This is a genomic window from Streptomyces sp. NPDC047515, from assembly GCF_040643055.1.
Classification (GTDB): Bacteria; Actinomycetota; Actinomycetes; order Streptomycetales; family Streptomycetaceae; genus Streptomyces.
The window spans coordinates 233485-247927 of sequence record NZ_JBEYTM010000004.1; the positions used below are offsets into that span (position 1 = coordinate 233485).

Genomic DNA, 14443 nt, shown 5'->3' on the forward strand with positions numbered 1-14443 from the left:
GGTCAGGCCTTCGGTACGGACTCGACGCGCTTCTTCAGGCCGGCCAGGGCCCGGTCGATGATGACCTTCTCCGCCTTGCGCTTGATCATGCCGAGCATGGGGATCTTGACGTCGACGGTCAGCCGGTAGGTGACCTCGGTGCGGTCGCCGTCGCCGAGCGGGGCGAGCGCGTAGGAGCCGTCGATGGCGCGCAGCATCTGGGACTTGACGAGGGTCCAGCTGACCTCGTAGTCGCCGATCCAGGTGTACGCGAGGGTGTGGTCGTCCTTGATCGCTCCGGCGTCCAGGACGAGACGGACCTGTTCGGCACGGCCCCGGTCGTCGGTGGCGAGGACCTCGGCCTCCTTGACCTCACCGGTCCACTCCGGATAGCGGGTGAAGTCGGCGATCACTCCCATGACGTCGGCCGGTGCCGCCTCGATCGTGATCGTCGAGCTGGTGTGTTCAGCCATCGCCGTGGCTCCTCCAGTGCGGTGTACCGGTGCGTCGGCAGAGGTCTGCCGCCTGAAGGCTATCGCGTGCGCGCGCCGCCCCGGTCCAGGGTCCGCCGCCGGTGCGGTCACCACTCCAGGGCCCAGGGCCTGCCGGTGGACGCGAAGTGGCCGACGTTCACGCATTCGGTGGCACCGATGCGCATCCGACGGACCAGGGGCTGGTGGACATGGCCGAACAGCGCGTACCGGGGACGGGTCCTGCGGATGGCGTCGAGCAGCGCCCGGCTGCCGCGTTCGAAGCGGCGTGCCACCGTGTCGTACGTCAGCTCCGGCACGTCCGGCGGGATGTGGGTGCAGAGCACGTCGACCGGGCCGACCGCCTCGATCTTGGCCGCGTACTCCTCGTCACTGATCTCGTACGGGGTGTTCATCGGGGTCTTCAGGCCGCCGCCGACGAAGCCGAGCACTCGGCCGCCGATCTCGACGCGGTCGCCGTCGAGGACCGTGGTGCCCGGCCGTGCGTACTCGGGCCACAGGCCGGGGATGTCGACGTTGCCGTAGGTGGCGTACGTCGGGGTGGGGAAGGCCGCGAAGAGCTCGGCGTACTGCTTGCGGACCGCCGAGACGATCGCGGCGTTGCGGTCCTTGCCCGCCCACAGGCCGCGGCCGAACGCGCGGGCCTCCTCGAAGCGGCGGGCGGTGCGCAGCGCGACGATCCGGTCGGCGTTCTCCACGCCGAAGAGATCGGGGAAGATGCCGCGCGAGTGGTCGGCGTAGTCGAGGAAGAGCACCAGGTCACCCAGGCAGATCAGGGCGTCGGCGCCGTCCCCGGCACGGGCCAGGGCCTCGGTGTTGCCGTGCACATCACTGACCACATGAAGGCGGGTGCGCCGCGCGGTCGGGGTTCCTTCACTGTTCGGTCCGGCTGGCATGGCGATCACCCTAGGACTCCGCCGTCCACCTGGATAGAGGCCGCCGGACCTGCGACGACCTCCGGGTCGTCACGACGGTGGACTACTGTGCGCCCAAGGATCACGGTTGTATGTGACGCATAAGACATCTGGCCGGAACCCCCTATCGGGAACCGAGTACTGGTGGGTAACGTCCGGGCAGTCCAGTCGTGCTCACCCCACTGAGCACGTGCCCGTCTTGGACCGCAGCCGGTGCGTCACACAGAGCCGTGGCACCGGAGCCCGATGAGGAGCAGCAGTCTTGCGCGAGTTCAGCCTTCCGGCCCTGTACGAGGTCCCTTCGGACGGCAACCTGACGGATCTCATCCGCCGCAATGCCGCTCAGCATCCCGACGTCGCGGTGATGAGCCGCAAGGTGGCGGGCGGGTGGGCCGATGTCGACGCCGCACAGTTCCTGGCCGAGGTCAGAGGCGTCGCCAAGGGTCTGATGGCCGCCGGGATCGAAGCGGGCGACCGGGTGGCCCTGCTCTCCCGTACGCGCTACGAGTGGGTCCTGTTCGACTTCGCGATCTGGAGCGCCGGCGCGGTCACCGTGCCGGTGTACGAGACGAGCTCGCCCGAACAGATCCAGTGGATCCTCGGTGACTCCGGTGCCGCCCTGTGCATCGTGGAGTCCGAGGCGCACCAGACCTCCGTGGTCTCGGTCCAGGCGGATCTGCCTGCCCTGAAGGGCATCTGGCGGATCGACGACGACGCGGTCCGCGGCCTGTCGGCGATCGGCGAGGACATCTCGGACGCGGCCCTGGACCTGCGGATGGCGAGCGCCAAGGCGGACGACCCGGCCACCATCGTCTACACCTCGGGCACCACCGGCCGCCCGAAGGGCTGTGTACTCACGCACCGCAGCTTCTTCGCGGAGTGCGGCAACGTGGTGGAGCGGCTGAAGCCCCTCTTCCGTACCGGCGAGTGCTCGGTGCTGCTCTTCCTGCCCGCCGCGCATGTCTTCGGACGGCTGGTCGAGGTGGCCTCGGTGATGGCCCCGATCAAGCTCGGCTGCGTGCCCGACATCAAGAACCTCACCGATGAACTGGCCTCCTTCCGGCCGACGCTGATCCTCGGTGTGCCGCGCGTCTTCGAGAAGGTCTACAACGCGGCGCGCGCCAAGGCGCAGGCCGACGGCAAGGGCAGGATCTTCGACCGGGCCGCGAGCACGGCGATCGCCTACAGCCGGGCGCTGAGCACCCCCCAGGGCCCGTCCCTGGGCCTGAAGTTCAAGCACAAGCTCTTCGACCGACTGGTCTACGGCAAGCTGCGGGCCGTGCTCGGCGGACGTGGCGAGTACGCGATCTCCGGCGGCGCACCGCTCGGCGAGCGGCTCGGCCACTTCTACCGCGGTATCGGCTTCACCGTGCTGGAGGGCTACGGCCTCACCGAGACCTGCGCGGCCACCGCCTTCAACCCGTGGGACCGGCAGAAGATCGGTACGGTCGGTCAGCCGCTGCCCGGTTCGGTCGTCCGGATCGCCGACGACGGCGAGGTGCTGCTGCACGGCGAGCACCTGTTCACCGGCTACTGGAACAACGAGGCGGCGACGGCCGAGGCGCTGGCCGACGGCTGGTTCCACACGGGCGACATCGGCACGCTCGACGAGGACGGCTATCTCGCGATCACCGGCCGCAAGAAGGAGATCATCGTCACTGCGGGCGGCAAGAACGTCGCTCCGGCGGTGATCGAGGACCGCATCCGCGGGCACGCCCTGGTCGCCGAGTGCATGGTGGTCGGCGACGGCCGGCCGTTCGTGGGCGCGCTGGTCACGCTGGACGAGGAGTTCCTGGGCCGCTGGGCCGACGAGCACGGCAAGCCCGCCGGTTCGACGGCCGCGTCGCTGCGCGAGGACCCGGAGCTGCTGGCCGAGGTGCAGCGGGCGGTGGACGACGGGAACGCCGCGGTGTCCAAGGCGGAGTCGGTGCGCAAGTTCCGCGTCCTGGCCTCTCAGTTGACCGAGCAGGCAGGCCACATCACGCCGTCGCTGAAGCTGAAGCGGAATGTGGTGGCGAAGGACTTCGCGGACGAGATCGAGGCGATCTACCGGGGCTGACGGCCGGCTGCCGGAACCGCGGGCCGTCCGCCGAGGCCGATATCCATCGGTGGGAAAGCGACCTTGTGTCGCTCACCGGCCGGGGGCAGCGCCGCGGGCACGTGCGCGAAGTCCTGGGGCACGACACCGGTCCGGACGGACCGTCCGGCGCCCACGCCGACGGCGGACGCGTGAGCTGGGGCAACTGCGGCTGAGACACCGCCGCCTCCACCGGCCGGACAGCGACACCGCTGTCCGGCCGCGGTACGAGAACACCGCCGCCTCCACCGGCCGGGGCCGGTTCGGGCGGGCCTGAACAGAACCGGCCGCAGCTGCCTCAGAGCAGCGCCTTGAGCCTCTCGGCCAGCAGGTCCCAGCGCCACTTCTCCTCGACCCAGGCCCGCCCCCGCTCCCCCATCCGCCGCCGCAGCTCCGGGTCGCGGAGCAGGGTGACGATCCGGTCGGCCGACTCCTCCACGGAGCCGCCGCGCACCACCCACCCGGTCTCGCCGTCGAGCACGGCGTCCGGCGCGCCGCCCGAATCGCCCGCCACCACCGGCAGACCTGTCGCGGACGCCTCCAGGAAGACGATGCCGAGACCCTCCACGTCGAGGCCGCCGCGACGGGTGCGGCACGGCATCGCGAAGACATCGCCCGCGCCGCAGTGGGCGGGCAGCTCCTCCCACGGCACCGGCCCGGTGAAGCGCACCGAGTCGGCGACCCCCGTCCGGGCGGCCAGCCGCTTGAGCTCCTTGGCGTACGGTCCGCCGCCGACGATCAGCAGCACCGCGTCCGGCACCTGCGCCAGGATCGCGGGCATCGCGAGAATCAGCGTGTCCTGGCCCTTGCGCGGCACGAGCCGTGACACGCAGACGACGACGGGCCGGTCCGAGAGTCCGAGCCGGGCCCTGATCAGGTCCCCGCCGGAGTCCGGGTGGAAGGTCTTCTCGTCGACGCCGGGCGGCACCTGGACCATGCGGCTCGCCGCCTCCGGGGTGAGCGCGGTGGCGATCCGGGAGCGGGTGTACTCCCCCAGATAGGTGATCGTGTCCGTGGTCTCGCCGATCCGGCCCAGCAGCTGCCGGGCCGCAGGCAGCTGGGCCCAGCCCGCCTCGTGTCCGTGCGTGGTGGCGACCAGCCGGCAGGCACCCGCCCTGCGCAGCGCCGGTGCCATCAGCCCGAGCGGGGCCGCGGCGCCGAACCAGACGGACCTGCAGCCGTGTATGCGCAGCAACTGCACCGCGCGCCGGGTGACTCGTGGGGTCGGCAGCAGCATCGTCGCGCGGTCGCGGACGACGGTGAAGGGCTGCTCCGCGTCGAAGGCGGCGGTGGCGGCGACGCCTTCGGGGCCACGCTTCCAGGTGGAGGCATATACGACGATCTGTCCGGGGTCCAGGCGCAGCGCCATATTGTGCAGGAATGCCTGGATGCCACCGGGGCGGGGCGGGAAATCGTTGGTCACGATCAGGGTCTTGTCCATCCGTTCCGACAGTACCGGGCATTCGGGTCGGAACGGCTCGCGCCCGACATGGCGGGCATCATGGCCCCTCGTACGAGCACCCACCGACGAAGGGACGATGCGGTCATGACGGGATCGGCCGGCACGCGGCTCGCTCTCGCGGTGTGGGTCCTCACCAGGGTCGCGCTGCTGCTCTGCGTCACCAAGGTGATCGCGCTGCCGGGCCCGGACGTGACCAGTGATGTCTCGGTGATCTACCACGGCTGGTCCGAGGTCCTGAAGAGCGGTACGTATCCCCGGTCCGATGTCACCTGGCAGTATCCGCCCCTCGCCGCGCTGGTCGTCCTCTCCCCCGCTCTGCTGCCGTTCCTGGAGTACGCCTCGGCCTTCTTCGTCCTCGCATTCCTGTGCGACGGGCTGGTGCTGGGGCTGCTGCTGTACGCGAGCCGCCGGACCGGGCGGTGGGCGGCGGGCGCCTGGGTGTGGGTGGCGGGGGTTCCGCTGCTCGGTACGACCGCGTACGCCCGTTACGACGTGATGGTGACGGCGGTGGCGGTGGCGGCACTGCTGGCGGGGGCGCGGCACCCCAGGGTGCTGGGGGCGCTGGCCGCCGTCGGTGCGCTGCTCAAGGTGTGGCCGGTGCTGATCCTGGCCGGTACCCCGCGTGGGCCCCGGACGCGCCGGGCGTGGACGGCCGCGGCGGTGACGGCGGCCGGACTGCTGCTGGTCTGCACCCTGGCGATGCCCGGTGCGCTGGCCTTCCTCGGCTTCCAGCGCGACCGGGGCACCGAGGTCGAGTCGCTCGGGGCCCTGGTCTTCCATGTGTGGCGGCGGTTCGGCTGGCAGGGCCGGGTGGAGCTGCACTACGGCTCACTGGAGTTCCTGGGGCCGCATGTGCCGCTGGTGAGCACGCTCGCCCTCGGTCTGTCCGTCGTCGCCTTCGGCTGGCTGCTGGTGTGGCGGCTGCGGGCCCACGACTTCCGGGTGAGCACTCCGGCCGACGCGGCGTTCTCGGCGGTGCTGCTGTTCACCACCACCAGCCGGGTGATCAGTCCTCAGTACATGCTGTGGCTGGTCGGCCTGGCGGCGGTCTGCCTGGTCTTCCGCGACAGCCGGATAGTGCTGCCGACCGGTCTGGTGCTGCTCGCCACGGGCCTCACCCAGTGGGAGTTCCCGTTCGGGTTCGTCCACGTGGTGGCCGGTGACACGACGGGCGTGACGCTGATGTTCCTGCGCAACGGCCTGCTGGTCGCAGCGACGCTGATCGCCTGCCGACGGCTGTGGCGGCAGACGGTGTCCGGGGCTCCGTGCGACAACCGCGAGGCACCGTCCTCCCGGCCGGACACCGGCCGGGATGCGGAGCCCGTCGGCTCCCCCTGAGCCGTGCGTCTCGCTCAGCCGAGCCGGGAGCGCAGGGACTCCCGCCACCGTGCCGTGAAGTCCTGCGGGGTCGTGGCGAGCACCTCCTGCATGGCCTGCTCCACCGCCCCGTCCCGCCCCGCGTGCCCTCCGACGGCACGGTAGAACGCGAGCAGCTTCTCCTCGCCCCAGTGGTCGGCGATCAGCCCGCAGGCCAGCCAGCCGCCCTCGTACGCCTTCGCCAGGCGCGCGGAGTCGCCCGTGAAGCCGAAGTCCTCGTCCGTGGGGAGCTCGGCGGGCAGCTCGCCGCGCCGGACGGCGGCGGCCAGCTCGGGCGCGGCCTGTACGGCCGTACGGCCCTCGGCCCGGTAGGCCACCCAGTCGGCGAAGCCCTCGGAGAGCCAGGTCGCAGTGGCGGCGGAGGTGCTGGTGCGGGTGGCGACATGGGTGATCTCGTGGGTGAGGACGACCCGCTGCCCGAGGGCGGCGAGCATGCCGTACGCCTGCGGATTGACGATCACCCGGTCCGCGGGGGCCCGGTCCGGGCCGCCGGTCCGCCCGGTGGTGACGGCCGCGATGCCCCGGTAGTTCGCCCCCGGCGACCCCAGCAGCCCCGCCATGTCCTCCACGGTGTGCGGTACGAGCACCAGCACGCGCCCGGCCCATGGCCGCGGCCAGGCGCCGGAGACGGCGGGCACCGCGCGGTCCGCGGTCCCGGCTATCCGGCGCAGCTCCTCCTGCGTGCGGCCGACCCCGAGGACGAGGCTGTGCCTTCCGCGCACCACCCGGACGGCGCCCTGCTGCCAGAGCAGCCCGCCGCCGTCCGTTGCCGCCCGGTCGCCGACGATGTACCAGCGGCCGTCGGCCCGGTCCCGTCGCAGGTCGAGCACCCGGTCCACGGAGGCCGGGGCCGCGTCGTAACCCTTGATCCGGTAACGCAGCCGGACGTCCGCGGTGACCCGGTCGGTGCCCTGTTCCCTCACGCCGGTCAGCAGGTACGTCCATGAGCTCAGCGGGACGTCCGCGAGGTTGTCCAGCTCCCGCCGCTGGGCCGTGCGCAGCCCGGCGGCCCTCGGGTCCACGGCGGCCAGATAGGCGTCCGTGTCGTGGTGCAGGACTGCGGCGGCACGGCGGTCCAGGACGGCACGGACGTCTCCGGCGGTGGAATCCGGGGCAGCCCCGTCGTCACCGGGGGCCGCACAGGCGGAGGCGAGCAGCAGCCCGGCGAGCAGCACTCCCGCCGTGCGCCGCCCCGCGATACGTCCCCGCCTGTCGATCACCCGGTCGAGGGTACGGGTCAGATGCGGGTGACCGAGGAGACGGGCATCATGCCGACGGGGTCGTAGCGCACCGGGGCACCCGGGTACGGGGCATGGATCACCTGGCCGTTTCCGACGTACATTCCGATGTGGCCGGCGTCCGCGCGGTAGACGACCAGGTCGCCGGGGCGGGCCTCGGACAGCGGCACCCTGCGTCCCGCGTACCGCTGGGCCTGCGAGGTGCGCGGCAGGCTGACCCCGGCCTGGGCGTACGCCCACTGCATCAGCCCGGAACAGTCGAATCCGGCGGGTCCGTTGGCACCCCAGATGTACGGGCGGCCCAGTGCCCGGCGGACCGCCATGACGGCGACGGCCGCCCGTGCCGAGCCGGCCGGCAGATCGGCCGTCACCGCAAACACGTCGTCGCGCCCGGAGCGCGAGGCGCGTTCGAAGGCCGACCGGTCGGCACGGGGCAGCGCGTCCAGCAACTGTTTGGCCTGGGCGAGTTTGCGTTCGACGGTGCGCTTGTGGAGGGTGGCGGCCGCGCGGTTCCGCTCCAGTTCGGCCAGCGCCCGGTCGGCCTCCGCGCGGGTCTGTACGAGTGTGCGCCGGGTCTGCTGGAGTTCCCGCAGCTCGGTCGCCTGACGCTCGGTCAGGCGCTCCAGCGTGGCGGCCCGGTCGAGGTAGCTGTCCGGATCGGAGGAGAGCAGCAGGGCGAGCGAGGGGTCGAGGCCGCCCGAGCGGTACTGCGCACTCGCCACCGAACCGAGCGCCGTCCGCATCCGGTTGAGGCGTTCCTGGCCCCGGGCCGCCCGGTCCCGGGCCCGGTTCACCTCACCGCGCAGCCGGTCAACGTTCTCACCGGCCTCGTTGTACTGCTCGGTGGCCCGCTCGGCCTCGCCGTACAGCCGGTCGACCGTGGCCCTGGCGGCCCCGGGCCCGTCCTGCGGGTCGGCGTTCGCGGTGGCCGCCCCGAGCGTGGCGGCCGCGGTCGCCGCCGCGGCCGACAGAACAGTGACCCGGGCGCCCCGGTTGAGGCCGGGCTGTGTGGAACGGCGATGGGACACCACAGGACGCCGCACTCCCTTCCGCTGTACGCAGACGTGCGCAGCCCCTGCCGCCCGGGGTGGGCGGACCGACGACCGGGAGCTGCACGGCAGGCAGACAGTAGTCGGACGGTTACGGAGCGACCAAAGGCCACGCCGGGCGGCAGGGCGGCGGAAACGACGACGCCCCGCCGGTGACCTGTGGTCTCCGGCGGGGCGGACGGTCTGCGCGGGCGCGGGAATTCGCCCGTTCGGGCGTCGTCAGCCGACGCGCACGCCGAACTGGAAGCTGCCGATGGTGTTCATCGACTCGTAGCGGACGACCGTGCCCGGGTACGGGGCATGCAGGACGGTGTTGTTGCCCGCGTAGAGGCCCACGTGCTCGGTGTTGTTGAAGAAGACCAGGTCGCCCGGCTTCAGTGCGCTGCGCCCGATATGGACGCCGTCGTTGACCTGGGTGTACGTGACCCGGGAGATGCTGACGTTGGCCTGGGCGTAGGCCCACTGGGTCAGCCCGGAGCAGTCGAAGGCTCCGGGGCCCGTGCCGCCACGCTGGTACGGCTTGCCCACCTGGGCGGCGGCGGCGTTCAGGGCGGCGGCACCCCAGGCGGAGGCGGGGACCTCCTTGCCCAGCTCGACCCGGTCGCCGGCGGCGCGGCTGGCACGCTGTTCGTCCTCGCGCATCTTCGTGCGCTCGGCCTGGGTCATCGTGTTGAGCAGGCGCTGCGCCTCGGCCAGCTTGTCCTGGAGCTTCTTCTTCTTCGCGCCGAGCGTCTTGCGCACGTCCGCGAGGTCACCGAGCTTGTCCTGGGCCTCCTTGCGCTCCTGCGCGAGGACCCGCTGCTTCTCCTGGATCTTCCCCAGGGTCTCGGTCTGCTTGGCCGTCAACTGGTCGAGGGCCGAGGCCTCGTCGAGGAAGGTGTCCGGGTTGGACGAGAGGAAGAGCTGCACCGACGGGTCGATGCCACCGGAGCGGTACTGGGCGGCGGCGAGCGAACCGAGGCCGTTGCGCAGACTGTTGATCTCCTGCTGACCGCGGGCCACCTTGTCCTGCAGCGCGCCGACTTCCTTCTCCAGCTTCTGCTGCTTCTCCTTGGCGCCGTAGTACTGCTCGTTGGCCGCGCCGGCCTCGTGGTTGAGCTTCTCGACCTTCGCCTTGACCTCGCTCTTGGAGGGCTTCGGGTCGGCGTGGGCCGCCTGGGAGGTCAGGGCCACGGCCGCGGCGGCGGTCGCGGTGAGCACGGTCACACGGGCGCGGCTCGGCTGCTTGGGACGACGGTGGGACGCCACGAAGGCGAGCTCCTTCTTCCTCGAGCCGCCTACCGGGCTGTGGGGGATTCGAATCCCCGGCTCCGTGCACGTCACGGACTCGGCGGTTCCTTCGCCGTCACCCCGGATGGGTGATCAACCGTGCGAAGGTTCGAAGGCTGACCCTAGTGACCAACTTGTGATCAGTTCAAATCCTCACAAGAAAAATCTCGTCACACCAGGCACTTCTTTACCCACACCACACGGAATGTAGCGGCGACTTGACGGTCCGTTCCCTGAATTCCGCCGAGTTCCGACAAGCGTCGCTAGACGCGCGAAAGGCGCTTCAGGAGCAAGACGGACGCAACGGGCCTGGCCCCCGCCTTCGCCACTCCGTCGGCCACTTCGCGATCGGTGGAGACCACCACGACGGGCCGGCCCGGCGGTTCGGCGCGGGCCAGTTGACGGATGAGTTCATCGGCGGTGACGCCGGGCTTGCTGAACAGCACCCGGACCCCGCGCGGTGGCGCGAGCAGGACCGGGGCCGCCAGTTCGGCCCCGTCGAAGACACAGGTCATCTCGGCGCCGGTCTGTGCCGCGAGCACCGCGAGGCCGCCCAGCAGCCGCAGCCGCTGCTTCTCCAGCGGCAACTGCGGATAGCCGGTCTTGGTGACGTTGTAGCCGTCCACGATCAGATGCGCCTGCGGCAGGGCGAGCAACTGGTCGAGCAGAGCCGGATCGGTCTCCGAAAGCGCCCTGGCGGCAATGTCCTTGGGCGACATCCTGCCCGGCTCGACCGCGTCGACACTGTCCGCGGGTCGGATCGAGGAGGGCGGCAGCGCCAGTTCGCGACGGAGCCCGCCGGCCGCGTCCAGCACCGTGTCCAGCAGCAGCCGCAGCCGCATGTCCTCGACCGAGCGGCCTTCCCTGGCGGCCCGGCGGCCCGCCTCGACGGACGCCTCGGCCTCACCGAGCCGCGCCTTCAGCCGACGGGTCTCGCTCTCCGCCGCGGAGACCTGTGCGGCCGCCTCGGACCGTACGGTCTCGGTCTCGGCCCGGCTGCGACGCAACGCGGCCTCGCCGCGCTTGACGTCGTTGACGGCACTGCGCAGTTTGCGCTGAAGCGACTCGGCCTCCTTGCGGGCCGCGTCCAGCTCGACACGGAGCCGCTCGGTCTCGCTCTTCGTCTGGGAGCGGGCGTGGACGAGTTCCTCGCGCAGCCGTTCCAGTTCACGGCGGCTCTCCTCGTCGGCACGCTCGGCGTCGGCACGCTGGGCCTCCTCGCCGGCGGCGGCGACCAGCTTCACCCAGCCGATCGGGCGCAGCACATAGGCGGCGGCGGCCACATCGACGGGATCGGCGGCGGCGGGCGGCGCACCGGCCTCCAGCGCCGTGGCCAGCTCGGGCTGCTCCTCCTTGAGCCGATCGCCGATGCGCTGCCGGAACAGCGCGTCGCCCTCCAGGGCGGCCGCCATCGCGTTACCGGCGAACTTGGCGCGCCGGGTCGGGGTGAAGCGGGCGTACTGCCTCAGCTGAGTCGGGAGTTCGGTGACCGTGAGGCCGCCGAACGCGTCCGCGACCAGCGCGACGACCCGTCGCCGTACGCCTTCGGGCAGCGGGCGGTCGAGCGCCTCGACGGCGTCGCCGGCCGCCTCGGCCGACTCGGCGCCGCTAGCGGGCTGCTCCACCATCCGTCACCCCAAATTGTCTGTCCGCACGGCTCCGTCAGGAGTCGGCACCCGGCCTGTCCACCAGCTCGATCTGGTCCACCGCGTTGCACCAACGGCAGCGCACCGACTCGATGGTCTCACTGACCACCTCGCGCTCCTCGACGGTGGACTCCCCGGCCAGGTCGAGATGGACGTATTCGACGACCTTGGAGGAGCGGGTCACATCGAAGCGCGTGAGATTTCCGCAGAGCGTGCAGCGCCAGCGGGTCCCATCGGTCATCTGGGGAACCGTCGTCATCGTTGCGTCCTCTTTCGTCGAGCCTCGTCGTGCTGCCTGCTTCAAGGATCTCGCGGTGCACCGTCGAACTGCGGATGTCCTGCCGTAACCCTACGGCCTCACCACGTCCCCCCGACACGGCGAGGCGCTCTGCCCCGTTCCCTCCGCTTGCGTCATGCTCTGTTCATGATCGATCGGCGGGCGGCGGGATCCGGATTGACCAGCGGGCTCCTACGGACGGTCACCTCGCGCGGACCGGTGGTGACCTATGCCCTGATCGCCCTGTGCTGTCTGATCTTCCTGATGAGCCCGCTCTCCGGCCTCGACTCCTCCTACGCCACCGCCGACGCCCTGCTCGCCGCCCAGGCCGGGTACTTCGAACGGTGGGGCGTGATCCCGAGCGAGCTGTGGGACGGCTCCACGCACGCCCTGTTCACCCCGCTCACCGCCCTCTTCGTGCACGGCAGCTGGCTGCATCTGCTGGGCAACATGCTCTTCCTGTACGTGTTCGGGGCGATGGCCGAGGAGCGCATGGGCCGTACCGAGTTCACCTTCTTCTACCTCGCGTGCGGCTATCTCGCCCTGGTCGCCTACGCCGCCGCGCACGCCACGTCCGACGAGACCCTCGTCGGTGCGTCGGGGGCGATCTCGGCGGTGCTCGGGGCCTTTCTGTACCTGTTCCCGAGGGCCCGGGTCACCAGTCTGTTCCCGTTCCTCTTCTTCCTGCCGCTGCGCTTCCCCGCCTGGATCGTGCTGATCTTCTGGTTCGTCCTGCAGTGGCTGGCGGTCCAGAGCGCGGGCAGCGGAGGGCCCGGTGTGGCCTATCTGGCCCATGTGGTCGGCTTTGCCCTCGGCTTCCTCTACGCCTGGGGACGCTATCGGCGTACGGATAGAGTGAAGACTCCAGCCACGGCCACCGAGGGAGAAAGCCAGCCGTGATCACCGCGATCGTGCTCATCAAAACCAGCGTGGACCGGATTCCCGAGATCGCCGAGGCCATCGCCGCGCTGGACAGCGTCAGCGAGGTCTTCTCGGTCACCGGTACGTACGACCTGATCGCCATGGTCCGGGTGGCCAAGCACGACGACCTGGCGGACGTCATCCCCGGCCGGATCAGCAAGATCCCCGGCGTCGAGGCCACCGACACACACGTGGCCTTCCGTACGTACTCGCAGCATGACCTGGAGGCCGCCTTCGCCATCGGCCTCGACGCCTAGACACTTCCCCTGCTACGACGTAACGCTTCGGCGGGGGACGGGCCGCTCGGCTGCCCGTCCCCCGCCGAAGCGTTACGCACCCGTCAGAGCTGCGCCGCTCCCCGGTCCGGGACGCAGCGGCCGCCCTCGGTGCGGTACTTCCACTGGGCGCCCTTGCTCACCAGTTCCCCGACCGCGCGGACGAAGCGCTCGATGTGCTCGTCCGGCGTACCGGCGCCGAAGCTCACCCGGATCGCGTTCAGGGAGAGCTCGCCCGGCTCGGCCTCCGGCGCGCCGCACTCGCCGACCTCCTGCGGGTCACTGCTCAGCAGCGTGCGGATCAGCGGATGGGCGCAGAACAGGCCGTCGCGGACCCCGATGCCGTACTCGGCGGAGAGCGCGGCGGCGAAGTGCGAGCTGTTCCATCCCTCCACCACGAACGAGATCACGCCGACCCGCGGGGCGTCGTCACCGAACAGCGAGAGCACCTTGACCTCGGGGACGTCGGCGAGACCGGCCCGGACCGCGGCGACGAGATGCTGCTCCCGGGCGACGAGGTTGTCGAAGCCCGCCTCGGTGAGCGCCTTGCAGGCGGAGGCGATGGAGTACACGCCGATGACATTGGGGGAACCGGCCTCGTGGCGGGCCGCGGTGGAGTGCCACTCGACATCCACACCGCCGTCGGTACGGCGGGCGACCCTGCGGGAGGCACCGCCGCCGGCCAGGTACGGCTCGGCGTCCCGCAGCCAGTCGGCCCGGCCCGCGAGCACACCCGAGCCGAACGGCGCGTACAGCTTGTGTCCGGAGAAGGCCACCCAGTCGACGTCCAGGTCGGCGATGTCGACGGGGTGGTGCGGGGCGAGCTGTGCGGCGTCCAGCACGATCCGGGCACCGTGCGCATGCGCGGCGGCGGCCAGCTCCTTGACCGGCCACAGCTCACCGGTGACGTTGGAAGCGCCGGTGACACAGACCAGCGCGGGGCCGTAGGGCTCACGGTCGGCGAGCGCCTGCTCCAGCGTCTCGACCGCCTGGGCGGGCGTGCGCGGGGCGTTGAGGTAGGTCACCCGGGCGTCACGCCATGGCAGCAGCGAGGCGTGGTGCTCGGTCTCGTAGACGAAGACCTCGCAGTCGGCGGGCACGACGGCGGCCAGCAGATTGAGGGAGTCGGTGGTCGAGCGGGTGAAGATCACCTGGTCGTCGGCGCGGCAGCCGAGGAACTCCGCGACGGTCGAGCGGCTGTTCTCGAAGAGATCCGTGGAGAGCTGCGAGAGGTACCCGGCGCCGCGGTGGACGCTGCCGTAGTACGGGGCGTACGCGGCGACGTCGTCCCAGACCCGCTGCAGGGCCGGGGCACTGGCGGCGTAGTCGAGAGCGGCATACGTGACATCACCGCCCATTACCAGCGGAACCGTTACATCCTTGCCCAGAACAGGCAGCGGGGCACAAAGCGACTGGTCGGCGGCAGCGGCGAAGACAGACATGGTGAACTCCCGTAACAGGCAGGCGA

13 protein-coding genes are annotated in these 14443 nt (G+C 71.2%); 4 read left to right on the forward strand and 9 right to left on the reverse strand.

Annotation, left to right across the window (positions count from 1 at the left end; all coding sequences use genetic code 11):
• Positions 1–2 precede the first annotated feature (2 nt).
• Together ABZ826_RS05240 and ABZ826_RS05245 are read right to left on the reverse strand one after the other, a co-directional pair.
• Positions 3–452, reverse strand: a complete 450-nt coding sequence (locus ABZ826_RS05240) for an SRPBCC family protein (protein ID WP_361442392.1) — start codon at positions 450–452, stop codon at positions 3–5.
• A 107-nt stretch (positions 453–559) separates the two neighbouring features.
• Positions 560–1366: a metallophosphoesterase gene (locus ABZ826_RS05245; RefSeq protein ID WP_361442395.1), complete on the reverse strand. Its 807-nt coding sequence runs from the start codon at positions 1364–1366 to the stop codon at positions 560–562.
• Between the two features lie 280 nt (positions 1367–1646).
• Between ABZ826_RS05245 and ABZ826_RS05250 the strand changes: the two genes are divergently transcribed.
• Positions 1647–3443 carry an AMP-dependent synthetase/ligase gene (locus tag ABZ826_RS05250; RefSeq protein ID WP_361442398.1) on the forward strand — a complete coding sequence of 599 codons (1797 nt, stop codon included), beginning with the start codon at positions 1647–1649 and terminating at the stop codon, positions 3441–3443.
• Between the two features lie 316 nt (positions 3444–3759).
• Here the strand turns inward: ABZ826_RS05250 and ABZ826_RS05255 are convergent, their stop codons facing one another.
• The gene (locus ABZ826_RS05255; protein WP_361442401.1) at positions 3760–4902 is read right to left on the reverse strand and encodes a glycosyltransferase family 4 protein; all 1143 of its coding nucleotides are present in this window, start codon (positions 4900–4902) and stop codon (positions 3760–3762) included.
• Positions 4903–5007: 105 nt separating this feature from the next.
• Here ABZ826_RS05255 and ABZ826_RS05260 point away from each other — a divergent pair, with 105 nt between their 5' ends.
• The gene (locus ABZ826_RS05260) at positions 5008–6261 is read left to right on the forward strand and encodes a glycosyltransferase family 87 protein (protein ID WP_361442404.1); all 1254 of its coding nucleotides are present in this window, start codon (positions 5008–5010) and stop codon (positions 6259–6261) included.
• 14 nt (positions 6262–6275) lie between these two features.
• Here ABZ826_RS05260 and ABZ826_RS05265 read toward each other — a convergent pair whose 3' ends face one another.
• The 5 genes from ABZ826_RS05265 to ABZ826_RS05285 form a co-directional block, all read right to left on the reverse strand.
• Positions 6276–7520, reverse strand: a complete 1245-nt coding sequence (locus ABZ826_RS05265; protein WP_361442407.1) for a hypothetical protein — start codon at positions 7518–7520, stop codon at positions 6276–6278.
• Between the two features lie 17 nt (positions 7521–7537).
• Positions 7538–8569 (reverse strand): NlpC/P60 family protein, encoded by a 1032-nt coding sequence (locus ABZ826_RS05270; RefSeq protein WP_361442410.1) that lies wholly within the window; start codon positions 8567–8569, stop codon positions 7538–7540.
• Between the two features lie 237 nt (positions 8570–8806).
• The gene (locus ABZ826_RS05275; RefSeq protein ID WP_361442413.1) at positions 8807–9835 is read right to left on the reverse strand and encodes an NlpC/P60 family protein; all 1029 of its coding nucleotides are present in this window, start codon (positions 9833–9835) and stop codon (positions 8807–8809) included.
• Positions 9836–10119: 284 nt separating this feature from the next.
• Positions 10120–11481, reverse strand: coding sequence for an NYN domain-containing protein (locus tag ABZ826_RS05280; protein ID WP_361442416.1), 1362 nt, complete (start codon positions 11479–11481; stop codon positions 10120–10122).
• Between the two features lie 37 nt (positions 11482–11518).
• Complete coding sequence (locus ABZ826_RS05285; protein ID WP_351078249.1) at positions 11519–11761, reverse strand: hypothetical protein; 243 nt, start codon at positions 11759–11761, stop codon at positions 11519–11521.
• 165 nt (positions 11762–11926) lie between these two features.
• On the opposite strand from ABZ826_RS05285, the gene ABZ826_RS05290 reads away from it, so the two are divergent.
• Together ABZ826_RS05290 and ABZ826_RS05295 are read left to right on the forward strand one after the other, a co-directional pair.
• Positions 11927–12679 (forward strand): rhomboid family intramembrane serine protease, encoded by a 753-nt coding sequence (locus tag ABZ826_RS05290; RefSeq protein ID WP_361442419.1) that lies wholly within the window; start codon positions 11927–11929, stop codon positions 12677–12679.
• The gene (locus tag ABZ826_RS05295; protein WP_093543818.1) at positions 12676–12957 is read left to right on the forward strand and encodes an Lrp/AsnC ligand binding domain-containing protein; all 282 of its coding nucleotides are present in this window, start codon (positions 12676–12678) and stop codon (positions 12955–12957) included. Before ABZ826_RS05290 ends, ABZ826_RS05295 begins: the two co-directional genes overlap by 4 nt.
• Before the next feature lie 83 nt (positions 12958–13040).
• Here ABZ826_RS05295 and ABZ826_RS05300 read toward each other — a convergent pair whose 3' ends face one another.
• Positions 13041–14417 carry an aminotransferase class V-fold PLP-dependent enzyme gene (locus ABZ826_RS05300; RefSeq protein ID WP_361442422.1) on the reverse strand — a complete coding sequence of 459 codons (1377 nt, stop codon included), beginning with the start codon at positions 14415–14417 and terminating at the stop codon, positions 13041–13043.
• Positions 14418–14443: the final 26 nt, after the last annotated feature.

Coding starts and splice junctions, on each gene's coding strand:
- ABZ826_RS05245 (WP_361442395.1), bottom strand. CDS start 1,366: ATGCCAGCCGGACCGAACAGTGAAGGAACCCCGACCGCGCGGCGCACC.
- ABZ826_RS05290 (WP_361442419.1), top strand. CDS start 11,927: ATGATCGATCGGCGGGCGGCGGGATCCGGATTGACCAGCGGGCTCCTA.
- ABZ826_RS05255 (WP_361442401.1), bottom strand. CDS start 4,902: ATGGACAAGACCCTGATCGTGACCAACGATTTCCCGCCCCGCCCCGGT.
- ABZ826_RS05285 (WP_351078249.1), bottom strand. CDS start 11,761: ATGACGACGGTTCCCCAGATGACCGATGGGACCCGCTGGCGCTGCACG.
- ABZ826_RS05300 (WP_361442422.1), bottom strand. CDS start 14,417: ATGTCTGTCTTCGCCGCTGCCGCCGACCAGTCGCTTTGTGCCCCGCTG.
- ABZ826_RS05240 (WP_361442392.1), bottom strand. CDS start 452: ATGGCTGAACACACCAGCTCGACGATCACGATCGAGGCGGCACCGGCC.
- ABZ826_RS05260 (WP_361442404.1), top strand. CDS start 5,008: ATGACGGGATCGGCCGGCACGCGGCTCGCTCTCGCGGTGTGGGTCCTC.